Source organism: Microbacterium rhizomatis (assembly GCF_008710745.1).
GTDB lineage: Bacteria > Actinomycetota > Actinomycetes > Actinomycetales > Microbacteriaceae > Microbacterium > Microbacterium rhizomatis.
Window position 1 is genome coordinate 958217 of the sequence record NZ_VYSA01000001.1, and the last position, 12101, is coordinate 970317.

Sequence of the window (12101 nt, forward strand, 5' to 3'; positions counted from 1 at the left end):
GCGGCTATTTCAGGAAGTCGGGGATATCGAGATCGTCGTCGCCGAAGGCGGAGTCGTACGTCGCGTCGGGCAATGCTGCTCCCACCGACACCGACTCCTTCGCTGCGGTCTCCGTCTCGAGCTCGCGGGCAGCCTCGGCCGCGGGCGTCACCGGCATCAGGGGCGCGGACGCGACGCGACCGGCGGTGACCGGATCGATCCGCAGCGACGGCTCTCCACCGTCGAAGCCCGCTGCGATCACGGTGACGCGCACCTCATCGCCGAGCGTGTCGTCGATCACCGTTCCGAAGATGATGTTCGCCTCGGGGTGAGCTGCTTCCTTGACGAGCTGAGCGGCATCGTTGATCTCGAAGATGCCCAGGTTCGAACCGCCCTGGATCGACAGCAGCACACCGTGCGCACCCTCGATCGAGGCCTCGAGGAGAGGGGATTCGACGGCGAGCTCGGCTGCCTTGATCGCGCGGTCGGCACCACGGGCCGAGCCGATCCCCATGAGGGCCGAGCCCGCCCCCTGCATGACCGACTTCACGTCGGCGAAGTCGAGGTTGATCAGACCGGGAGTCGTGATGAGATCCGTGATCCCCTGCACGCCGGCCAGCAGGACCTGGTCTGCGGTCGCGAACGCCTCGATCATGGAGATGCCGCGGTCACTGATCTCGAGCAGCCGGTCGTTGGGGACGACGATGAGGGTGTCGACCTCTTCCTTGAGCTTCGCGACACCGACCTCCGCTTGACTCTGCCTGCGGCGACCCTCGAACGAGAACGGCTTGGTGACGACACCGATCGTGAGTGCCCCGATCGACTTGGCGATCTTCGCGACGACGGGTGCACCGCCCGTTCCGGTCCCACCGCCCTCGCCCGCCGTCACGAACACCATGTCGGCGCCGCGCAGCGCCTCTTCGATCTCTTCTGCGTGGTCTTCGGCTGCGCGCCTCCCCACCTCGGGGTCGGCGCCCGCGCCGAGACCGCGAGTGAGCTCGCGACCCACGTCGAGCTTCACGTCGGCGTCGCTCATGAGGAGCGCCTGCGCGTCGGTGTTGATCGCGATGAACTCGACACCGCGAAGGCCGAGATCGATCATGCGGTTGACGGCGTTGACGCCGCCACCACCCACACCGACGACCTTGATCACGGCGAGGTAGTTCTGGTTCTGGCTCATGCCGTCCTCCGTTGTGTCCAGCTCTTGTCCGTACATTCGGGCTCTGTCGCCCTCGGGCGAACCTTAAACCTCAAGTAGAGGTATAAAGTGTTGCCGGGTATGCAATTCCTGAGTCGAAAGTATGCGGCGCACGCACCTCGGCCCGGAGAATCGCGGCGTGTCGCGACATCGCGCCGCGAAGTCGTCTCGACCCGAGGTTGAGAGTATTCAGCGGACGACGATCGCCTGCGGCGATGACACATCGTAAACACTGACGGATGCCGGCGGCCTGGCTCGCATCGTCGTCTCAAGCACGAGCGCCTTGAGGGCAGATTGGTCGGCGTTGCCCCACACGATCTGCGTGTTCGTTCCGAGAGTGAGCGTGACATCGTCAGGGCTCGAGGCGGTCACTGCGGTGACCTGAGCCCTGACCGCGTCGGGGAGCGCACGGAGCACGAGGCCCGCCGCGGCGAAGGCAGGCGACTCCGTGCCCCCGGTGATCGTGAGCAGCGGCAGTCCGGCCGGCATCGCCGCACTCGTGGAGAGCGCAACCCCCGCGGCATCCACGACGCTGAACCCGGCGCGGCCAGAGACGACTCCGACCGGAGTGCGCTCGACGATCCGCACGATCAGCTCGTGCGGCGGCCGCGCCTCGAGCGTGTAGGTCTCGACGAGCGGAAAACCGACCAGCGCTGCTTTGACCGCACTCTGGTCGACGCGTGGGAGAGGCGTCCCGAGCTGGCTGCTCAGCGCATTCTCGACCGCCTGCGGATCCAGCTGCGATGTGCCCACGACGCGGATCTCCTCGACAGCGAACAGCGGGCTGTATGCCGCACCGAGCGTGGCGAGGATGAGCACCACGACCGCAGCCGCCGATCCGATCCAGACCGCCCGCCTGCGCCGCTGGCGACCGGTGAAACGGCGCACCTCGGCCCGGAGGGCCTTGCGGCGCGCCCGCGCCGCGCGCCACACGTCGCGCAGGCCGAGCGGCGGCTCGGCCTCGCGGGGCGCTGTGGTGTCAGCGCGCACCGTGTCCCCCGCGGCGACCGGCAGAGCGGACGGCCGCAGCGCCGTGAGGACACCCGCCGTCTCGATCGCGGTGGTGCCGGACTGCCCTGGCGGGTCGCGGCGTTGCGTGCCTGGAGCGTTCTGGGGGCCGCGGGGCGGCGCACCCTCGTCGATCGAGACCGCGTCGGCGGCTGCCGCCGGCTCAGCGGCTCGGCTCGGTTCCGGGAGGGGCAGAGGAGATGGGCGGCGCATACGCCCTACTCCCCGGCACGCGTGGTGCTCGGGCGACCGAGCGCCTCCAGCACCTGGGGGATGATCAGGTTCACATTGCCGCAGCCGAGGGTGATCACGAAGTCACCGGGGCGGGACACGGCGGCGGTGTACTCCGCCGCCTCCTGCCAATCCGCGACGAAGTGGACGTGATCCGCGTCGTCGAACTCGGCACTCACGAGCTCGCCCGTGACCCCCGGGATCGGATCCTCGCGTGCGCCGTAGACGTCGAGGACGACAGTGTGGTCGGCATATTCCTCGAGCACAGCGGCGAATTCGCCGGCCATCTGCTGCGTTCGCGAGTAGGTGTGCGGCTGGTGCAGCGCGATGATCCGACCGTCGCCGATCACGGTGCGGGCGGCCGCGAGCGCGGCGGCGACCTCGGTCGGGTGGTGCGCGTAGTCGTCGTAGACGCTGACCCCGTGCTCCGTGCCATGGAGCTCGAACCGGCGCGCGGTGCCCGCGAAACCCTCGACCGCGCGGACGGCAGGCTCGAGCTCGTACCCCAGGGTGAGGAGCACGGCGACGGCGCCGGCGGCGTTGACCGCGTTGTGCACGCCGGGTATCGCCAGGCGCGCCGACACGGATGCGGCGTCCGCCGTGATCGTGAACCCGACGCCGCCGTCGGTGCGGATGTCGTGCACCCTCACGTCGGCAGCATCTGCCACGCCGAACGTGCGCACGTGCGGATGCGACAGCCGGGCAGCGACCCGGAGAGCACCCGGATCGTCGGCCGAGATCACGACCGCGTCGCGCGCGTCGCCCGCGAAGCGGGCGAACGCGCCGACGAAGGCGTCGTCGGTGCCGTAGTGGTCGAGGTGGTCGGGATCGACGTTCGTGATGAGCGCGACCGAGGTGTCGTAGAGCAGGAAAGTACCATCGGATTCGTCGGCCTCGATCACGAAGAGGTCGTCGCTGCCGGTGGCACTCGAGACCCCGAGCTGCGCGATGACACCGCCGTTCACGAACGACGGGTCGGCGCCCAGAGCGCGGAGGGCCGTGACGATCATTCCCGTCGACGTCGTCTTGCCGTGTGCACCGGCGACGGACACGAGGGGGCGTCCGCCGATCATCCAGTGCAATGCCTGCGAGCGGTGGATGACCGAGAGCCCGCGTTCCTTCGCCGTGACGAACTCGGGATTCTCCGGCCAGATGGCGCCGGTGTGGATGACGGTGTCGGCGTCGCCGAGGTTCGCGGCATCGTGCCCCACGTGCACGCGTGCGCCGAGTGCCTCGAGCTGCCGCAGACCGGGGCTGTCTGCCCGATCGGAGCCCGACACGCGGATGCCGCGCGCGAGGAACATGCGAGCAAGCCCCGACATCCCCGAGCCGCCGATGCCGATGAAGTGCGCGGCCTCGATGTTCTCGGGCAGAGGAAGGCTCAGGTCGGGTCTGATCATGACCCGTCAATCCTAAGTTGGCCCCGCAGCCGCGTGGCCTTCGGCGCGCTGGGCGTCGCGCGCACAGTGATTTCGCCAGAGAGCTCAGGCTCCGAGCGCCTCATCGATCATCGCGATCACGTTCGCCGTGCCCGAGCGGGTCCCGACGGATGCCGCAGCCACCGTCATCGCCGAGCGCCGGGCGCTGTCCGCGAGGAGGGGGACGATCTCGGTGCGCACGCGGTCGGGGGTGAATTCGCCGTCGGGGATGAGGAGAGCAGCGCCCGCGCGTACCGCTGAAGCCGCGTTGAGTGCCTGCTCACCGTTGCCCACCGCGTACGGCACGTACACCGCCGGGATTCCCAGAGCGCTGATCTCGCTGACCGTCGCGGCACCCGCACGGGACACGATCAGATCCGCCAGAGCGAACGCGAGGTCCATGCGGTCGACGTAGCGTCGCAGCGCGTAGCCCCGAGCGCCGGGGTCGACGAGCTCGGACCGCTCACCGGTGACGTGAATCAGCTGCCAGCCCGCCTCGAGGACATCGCGCCACGACTCGGCCAGGGCGTCGTTGAGGCGCTGCGCGCCGAGCGATCCGCCGAAGACGAGCAGCGTCGGCGCGGCGGGGTCGAGACCGAAATACTCCGCGGCCTCGTCGCGCCGGGCGGCGCGGTCGAGTTCGACGACTTCGCCGCGGAGCGGCATCCCCACGACGCGCGATCGGGCGAGCCGGGTGCCCTCGAACGCGACGCCGATGCGCGCCGCCCGTCGTGCGCCGAGAATATTGGCGAGTCCGGGCCTGGCATTGGCCTCGTGCACGACGACGGGAACTCCTTCCCGACCTGCGGCCACATACGCGGGTGCGGAAGCGTAGCCTCCGAAGCCGACGACGACGTCGACCGAATGTTCGCGGATGTGGGCTCGAACCTGTGCGACGGCACGCTGGAACTGAGCGGGAAAGCGCACCGCGGCACCGTTCGGACGGCGGGGGAAGGGCACCTTGTCGACGAACAGGAGCTCGTATCCGCGCAGCGGCACGAGTCGCGCCTCGAGTCCTTCACGGGTTCCGAGCACCAGGACGCCGGCCGCGGCATCCCGTTCGCGAAGACCGTCCGCTACGGCCAGCAGAGGGTTCACATGACCGGCGGTGCCGCCCCCGGCGAGCAGATACGTCGTCACCCTGAGACCCTACCCGGAGCTTCGCCGAGAGACGCTCAGGATGCCGGGACGCGAGCCCGCCCGGTGCGCTGCGGTGGCGCGGCGGTGCGCACGGGCAGCGATCTCGCGAACGACAAGAGCACGCCGGAGGCGACCAGGGCCGACAGCAGCGACGTTCCACCCTGCGACATGAACGGCAAGGGCACCCCGAGGACGGGGAACACGCGGAGCACGACGCCGACGTTCAGGAGCGCCTGCCCGACGATCCAGACCGTGATGCCGCCGGACACGATGCGCACGAACGGATCATTCGTCTTGCGGATCACGTGGAAGGCGCCCACCGCGAACAGCGCGAACAGCGCGAGCACGACGGCACAGCCGATGAGCCCCAGTTCTTCCCCCACGATCGCGAAGATGTAGTCGTTCGCCGCGGCGGGAAGCCAGTCGTACTTCTCCTTCGAGTTGCCGAGGCCGAGCCCGAAGAGCCCGCCGCCGGCGAGCCCCCAGATGCCGTGCAGCGGCTGGTAGCAGTCGTTGTAGTAATCGGCGAGGCAGTTCGGATTGAGAAAGCTGAGGATGCGCCGCATACGGTCGGGGCTGGTCACCGCGAAGAAGTAGATCGCACCGATCGCGGCGATCAGCGGAAGGATGAAGATCCGCAGCTTCACTCCGGAGAAGAACAGCGCTCCGAGGGCGATGAGGGCGAGGATCATCGCCGTGCCCAGATCGTGCCCCGCCATGACCGTCGCGATCACGAGCGCGGTCACCGGCACGAGCGGGATGAACACGTGCCGCCACAACCCCAGCAGCGTCTGCTTGCGGTAGAGCACGTAGCCGATCCACAACGCGAGGGTGAGTTTCAGGAACTCAGCCGGTTGAGCCTGGAATCCCGCGATCTGGATCCAGTTGCGGTTTCCGTTCGCCTCCACACCGAGCCCTGGCACGAAGACGAGCATCTGGAAGAGGATGGCGCCGATCAGCGCCGGCCAGGCCATCCGCTTCCAGAACGTGATCGGGAGGCGGCTGGCGATGAACATGAGCGGGATGCCGATCACGGCGAACACCGCCTGCTTGATGACCGCTTCGTAGGGCGGCTGCCCAGCGGCCGTCGCGGTCGCCGATGTCGCCGAGAGCACCATCACGAGCCCGAAGCCGGTCAGGAGGAGCGCGGTCGAGGCGATGAGCAGGAACTCGCTCGGCACCGGCGCGAAGACACGTCCGAGTGAGACCCGCGCAGCGAGACCCCGTCTGCGGTGTGCGTCAGCCGGCAGCTCCCGCGGACGCGCCGGGGGTGCCGTGGTCGTCGTCGCCATGGTGTCCCCTCCCGATCCGATCGCGCACCGCGGCGGCGAAGCGACGCCCGCGGTCGGCATAGGACGTGAACTGATCGAAGGAGGCCGCGGCGGGGGCGAGCAGAACCACGTCCCCATCACGGGCTACTCCGGCGGCCAGTTCGACCACCCGCGCCATGACCCCTTCAGTCTCCGTGTGCGCGACCTCGAACAGCGGGACTTCGGGCGCGTGTCGCTGGAACGCCGAGACGATCGGGGCGCGGTCGAGGCCGATGACGATCGCCGCGCTGACCGCCTTGCCCCTGGTCGCCACCAGTTCTCCGATGTCGACGCCCTTCAGCAGCCCTCCGACCACCCAGACGGCTCCGGGGAAAGCCGCGAGCGACGACGCGGCGGCATGCGGGTTCGTGGCTTTCGAATCGTCCACCCAGGTCACGCCCTCGGACACCGCGACCACCTCGATGCGGTGGGGATCGAGGTGGAAGTCGCTGAGTGCGTCGCGGATCGCGGCCGGTCCCACGTCCAGCGACCGCGCCAGGGCGGTGGCCGCGAGGATGTTCGACACGATGTGCGGGGCGGCCAGCCCCACCTCGGCGAGCGCATCGATCGTCGTGATCTCGAGGGCGCTCGTGCGCCGGTCGTCCAGGAATGCCCGATCCACGAGGATGCCGTCGACCACGCCGAGGTCGCTCGGCCCTGGGATGCCGAGGTCGAACCCGATCGCCCTGGCACCTTCGACCACCTCGGCGTCTTCGACCATTCGCCGGGTCGCGGCATCCGCCTTGCTGTAGACGCACGCTACCCGCGTATTGGCGTACACGAACGCCTTCGCCGCGCGGTAGGCATCGAACGAGCCGTGCCATTCCAGGTGATCGTCGGCCAGATTGAGGCAGACTGCCGCATGGGGCGACAGCGGGTCCGGGCCGCTCTGCAGAGACAGGTACCAGAGCTGATGGCTGGAGAGTTCGACCACCAGGACGTCGAACCCTTCCGGATCGCGCACGGCGTCCAGGACGGGCACGCCGATGTTGCCGCACGGCACAGCGCGCAACCCGCCGGCCATCATCATCGTCGCCGCGAGCCGGGTGGTGGTCGTCTTGCCGTTCGTGCCCGTGACGAGCACCCACGCGGCGGGCGTGCCGTCGGAGCGCAGCACTTTGTCGCGCACTCGCCAGGCGAGCTCGACATCGCCCCACAGCGCGATACCGCTGGCCCGTGCCCACTCGATCACCGGATGCCGCGGGGAGAAGCCGGGTGAGGCGATGACGACCTCGGGAGCGAAGCCGGACAGCGCGGCCGGCACGTCATCGAGCGGTCCCGTCCAGAGCGCGACTCCGAGCACGGGCAGGATCCGCTCGTAATCGGCATCCGCGGACTCGGAGACCACGAGGACATCCGCGCCGAGTTCGGCGAGCGTGTCGGCGACCGAGAAGCCTGTCACCGACATCCCGAGCACGGCCACCCGCAGTCCGGACCAGTCGGCGTTCCAGCTCGTCAGCGCGTCCAGGCGCGTGGCGCTCATGTTCGCGAGAGCCATTCGACGTAGAACAGTCCGACGCCCGAGATGGCCAGCATCCCCGAGATGATCCACATCCGCACGACGATCGTGATCTCGGGCCAGCCGCGCATCTCGAGGTGGTGATGGAACGGGCTCATCAGGAAGAGCCGTTTTCCGCGGGTCAGCCTGAAGTAGACGCGCTGGGCGATGACCGATCCGGAGGCGATGGCGTACACGCCCGCGATGAGGACCAGCAGGATCTCGGTGCGGGTGAGGATCGCGAACGCTGCGACGACCCCGCCGATGCCCATCGACCCGACGTCGCCCATGAAGATGTCGGCCTTCGGCGCATTCCACCAGAGGAAGCCGATGAGAGCGCCCGCGAACGCCGCACCGACGATCGCGAGGTCGAGCGGATCGCGTGTGTCGTAACACGCGGTCAGGTTGGAGGGCACGGCTGTGCAGGCTTGCTTGAACTGCCAGAACGCGATGAGGCTGTAGGCGCCGACCATGAAGCTCCCCGCGCCGGCGGCGAGACCGTCGAGACCGTCCGCGACGTTGGCACTGTTGGATGCTGCGACCCCGATGAGCGAGATCCACGCGAGGTACAGCAGCCATCCGAGGATCGGGCCGAGTGCCATGAATGACAGAGCGGGGATGTCGCGGAACACCGAGACGTAGGCCGCTGCGGGAGTCTGCCCGACACGGTCGGGGAAGTTGAGCGCGACCACGGCGAAGGGCACGAGGACGATGATCTGCCCGACGACCTTCCGCCAGCCGCTGAGTCCGAGGCTGCGCTGGCGGTGGACCTTCATGTAGTCGTCGATGAATCCGACCGTCCCGAGGCCGACCATCATCCAGATGACCAGCCACCCCGACACGGTCGGCGGATTGTTGCCGGTGTACGCGCCGACGAGGTAGCCGATGACGGTGCCGAGGATGAAGATCGTCCCGCCCATGGTCGGGGTGCCGCGCTTGGCGCCGTGCGACGGATTGCTGATGTCTTCCGGGGTTCGGATGACCTGGCCCCAGCCCCACTTCCGGAACAGCCGGATGAACACCGGGGTCAGGAAGAGGGTGAATGCCAGCGAGATCGCGGCTGCCGTCAGGAGGGATCTCACGAGAACGATTCTCCCAGACGATCGCCGAGGAACCTGAGCCCGGCCGAGTTGGAGGATTTGACCAGCACGCGATCGCCGTCCCGCAGCTCGCCGAGCAGGTACGTGTAGGCCTCATCGGCGGTCGGGAAGAAGATCGCCTCGCTGTCCCACGATCCCTGGCTGACAGCCTCCAGATACATGCGCCGGGCGTCGGTGCCCACCACGACGATGCGCTGGATCCCGAGGCGCACCGCGAGCAGTCCCACGCGGTCGTGCTCCTCCCCGGCGTATTCACCGAGCTCGCTCATCGCCCCGAGGACGGCGACTGTGCGCTCGCCCTCGCCCGTGATCTCGGCGAGGGTCCGCAGGGCTGCGGCCATCGAATCCGGGCTCGCGTTGTACGCGTCGTTGATGATGCGCACCCGATCGGAGCCGAGGGGCTGCATCCGCCAGCGCTCGGCGAGCTCGACCGTCTCGAGACGCTCGATGCACGTCGCGAGCGGAACGCCGAGAGCGGTCGCTGCGGCGATCGCGGCGAGGGCGTTCATGACATGGTGCGCGCCCAGGACCCGCAGGCGCAGGGTGAGGGTCCGGCCATCAGCGGTGATCGAGCTGGAGGTCCCTGATGCGGTCACTTCGACATCGTCGGCGCGCACATCGGCGCCGGCGCCCCGTCCGAACCAGCGGATCGATTGGCCGCGCTCCGCGGCGATCGGCGCCATGGCGGCCACCCGCGGGTCGTCGGCGTTGAGAACGGCCAGGCCGCCCCGCCGAGAGACGCGGACGAGCTCGGACTTCGCCTCGAAGGTGGCCTCGATGCCGCCGAACCCGCCGGCATGAGCCATGCCCACCATGAGGACGATCGCGATATCGGGTTCGACCAGCCCCGCAAGGCGAGCGATCTCACCCGGACCGCTCGCGCCGAACTCGCTGACCAGATACCGAGTGTTCGGTGTCACGCGCAGCATGGTGAGTGGAGCACCCACCTCGTTGTTGAATGAGGCGCGCGGAGCAACCGTCTCGCCCTCGAGCTCGAGGATGCGCGCGAGCAGGTTCTTGGTGGTCGTCTTGCCGTTGGACCCGGTGATCCCGACGACCTGCAGGTCGCCCGCCGCACGTGCGCGCGAGACGACCTCGCGGGCGAGGTCGGCGAGCGCCGTGACGACATCGACGACCACGATCTGCGAAACGGCCGCCTCGACCGGGTGCTGGACGAGCGCGACAGCAGCACCCGCGGCTGCGGCACCCGCGACGAACAGGTGCCCGTCGGTCACTTCGCCGGGCTTCGCCACGAAGATGTCGCCGGGGCCGATCAGCCGCGAGTCGGTGTCTACCGCCCCGGAGACGATCGTGTCGGGGGTGTCATCTCGACCGAGGCGGAGTTCACCCGAGACGGCGTCGGCGAGCTGGGCGAGCGTGAGGGCGATCATCGTGTCTCCGGCCGTGTGGCGGGTCAGTCTGCGCGGATGCTCACCCGAATTTGGGGAGCAGCGTGGGCTGGGTGGTCGAAGGCATCACGCGATACGTCTTGAGGACCTGAGTCATCGCCTTCTGGAACGCGGGCGCATTGGCCGAAGACGAGGTTACCTTGGTCGGCTCGTCGAGCGTGACCGCGACGATGTACTGGGGATCGTCCGCGGGTGCGAATCCGATCATCGTGGTGAAGTAGACGCCGACCTTGTAGTGACCGTTGCCGTCGCTCTTCTCACCGGTTCCGGTCTTGGTCGCGATGCGATACCCCGGCACGGCGACCTGATCGGCGTACGAGGCCTGGAGCGCGACGTTCTCGAGCATCGTGCGGACCTGGGCGGACGTGTCTGCGCTCATGACGGGCTGCGGCGCCGGCAACGTCGGAGTGATCACGGTGCCATCGGCCTTCGTGCACGATTCGACGAGCGACAGCGGCATCCGCGTCCCACCGTTGGCGATCGCATCGTACGCGCCCACCAGTTCGGGGACGGTCGTGGTGAGGCCCTGTCCGAACGAGGTGTTGTAGGTCTGCTGGTTGTCCCACTGGTCGGGCGGAACGACAAGTCCTTTCGACTCGCCCTCGAAGCCGACCGCACTCCCCGACCCGATCCCGAACCGCTGCAGGTAGTCGTACCGCGTCTGGGTGCTCACGGTCTCGCTGAACCGCGAGATGCCGGCGTTGGACGAATCGATCAGGACGCCCGCGAGCGTGTAGTTGTACGCCGGATGCTGGAACGAGTCGTACACGCGCGCACCGTTCGCGAACTGCTCGGCCCCCGACACGGTCACCGTCGAGTTCACGGTCTGGCCACCGGCATCCAGCACGGTCGATGCGGTCAGTCCCTTGAAGGTCGACCCTGGCTCGAAAGTGTCGCTGAAGATGTGGCTGTAACGGTTCTGCGGCTCGGCCGCGTCGACGTTGTTGGGGTCGACGCTCGGATACTCCGCGGCAGCACGGATCTTGCCCGTCGCCACCTCCACGACCGTGATGGTGCCGCGGAGGGCACCCATGTCCTGCGTCTGCTGACCGATCAGCTGCTGCAGATACCACTGCAGATCGCGGTTGATCGTGAGCTTCAGGGTTCCGCCGTCGACCGCGGGATTCTGCTGCTCGGTCCCCGGGATCATGACGCCGTCCTTGCCCTTCTCGTACGAAGCGCTGCCGTCCGTCGAGGCCAGGCACGAGTTCTGCATCATCTCGAGGCCGGCCAGGGGCGTGGCATCCGTCCCCATGAAGCCGACCAGGTTGCCCGCGACTGCGCCGTCCGTATACGTGCGCGCAGGGTGCTGGTCGAAGTAGATGAAGGGCAGACCCAGATCCGCCAGGGCGCGGTACTCCGCGGTCGAGATGCCCTTCTTGAGGTACGCGAACTGCGAATTCGGGTCGGCGGCGAGCGCGTCGGTCACGATCTTCTCGACGTCGGCCGCCGTCTGACCGGTCACCGCGCCGATCTGGGCGGCGATGTCGCTGAGCGGCACGGCCACCTGCTTGCCGTCCGCGTCGGTCCGCTGGTAGTTCGCAGCGTTGGAGGGGCTGAGCTGCGCGTCGTACTGCAGGATGCTACCGGCGAGCGTCTGGCCCGTCTCGTCCACGATCGAGCCACGGGTGCCGTAGAGGGTCCGAGTGGCGCCCAGACTGTACGACTGCGCCTGCGCCATGTTGACGTCGGCGTTGACGACCTGGATGTCGACCAGCCGCACGATGAATCCGGCGAGCACGGCCAGCACGACGGCGAGGGCGATGACCGTGCGGCGGCGAGGACTGCGAGTGGCTCGTGTCGTCATGCT

General features: G+C 68.5%; 9 protein-coding genes. All 9 read right to left on the minus strand.

Annotated elements, in window-relative coordinates; translation table 11 throughout:
• Nucleotides 1–4: 4 nt before the first annotated feature.
• Entirely contained in the window at nucleotides 5–1159 is a 1155-nt protein-coding gene (gene ftsZ, locus F6B43_RS04625) for a cell division protein FtsZ (protein ID WP_150447694.1), read from the minus strand.
• Nucleotides 1160–1366: 207 nt separating this feature from the next.
• A complete protein-coding gene (locus tag F6B43_RS04630) occupies nucleotides 1367–2398 on the minus strand; it encodes a cell division protein FtsQ/DivIB (protein WP_150447695.1) in 1032 nt (343 codons plus the stop codon).
• A 5-nt stretch (nucleotides 2399–2403) separates the two neighbouring features.
• Nucleotides 2404–3816, minus strand: a complete 1413-nt coding sequence (murC, locus tag F6B43_RS04635; RefSeq protein ID WP_150447696.1) for a UDP-N-acetylmuramate--L-alanine ligase — start codon at nucleotides 3814–3816, stop codon at nucleotides 2404–2406.
• 84 nt (nucleotides 3817–3900) lie between these two features.
• Nucleotides 3901–4974 (minus strand): undecaprenyldiphospho-muramoylpentapeptide beta-N-acetylglucosaminyltransferase, encoded by a 1074-nt coding sequence (gene murG / locus F6B43_RS04640; protein ID WP_150447697.1) that lies wholly within the window; start codon nucleotides 4972–4974, stop codon nucleotides 3901–3903.
• 35 nt (nucleotides 4975–5009) lie between these two features.
• The gene (gene ftsW, locus F6B43_RS04645) at nucleotides 5010–6266 is read right to left on the minus strand and encodes a putative lipid II flippase FtsW (RefSeq protein WP_150447698.1); all 1257 of its coding nucleotides are present in this window, start codon (nucleotides 6264–6266) and stop codon (nucleotides 5010–5012) included.
• Nucleotides 6214–7767, minus strand: coding sequence for a UDP-N-acetylmuramoyl-L-alanine--D-glutamate ligase (gene murD / locus F6B43_RS04650; protein WP_150447699.1), 1554 nt, complete (start codon nucleotides 7765–7767; stop codon nucleotides 6214–6216). Before murD ends, ftsW begins: the two co-directional genes overlap by 53 nt.
• Nucleotides 7764–8864 (minus strand): phospho-N-acetylmuramoyl-pentapeptide-transferase, encoded by a 1101-nt coding sequence (gene mraY, locus F6B43_RS04655; RefSeq protein WP_150447700.1) that lies wholly within the window; start codon nucleotides 8862–8864, stop codon nucleotides 7764–7766. Before mraY ends, murD begins: the two co-directional genes overlap by 4 nt.
• On the minus strand, nucleotides 8861–10273 hold the full coding sequence (locus tag F6B43_RS04660; RefSeq protein WP_150447701.1) for a UDP-N-acetylmuramoyl-tripeptide--D-alanyl-D-alanine ligase: 1413 nt from the start codon (nucleotides 10271–10273) through the stop codon (nucleotides 8861–8863). Before F6B43_RS04660 ends, mraY begins: the two co-directional genes overlap by 4 nt.
• Nucleotides 10274–10313: 40 nt before the next feature.
• Nucleotides 10314–12098, minus strand: coding sequence for a peptidoglycan D,D-transpeptidase FtsI family protein (locus tag F6B43_RS04665; protein ID WP_150447702.1), 1785 nt, complete (start codon nucleotides 12096–12098; stop codon nucleotides 10314–10316).
• Between the last annotated feature and the right edge of the window lie 3 nt (nucleotides 12099–12101).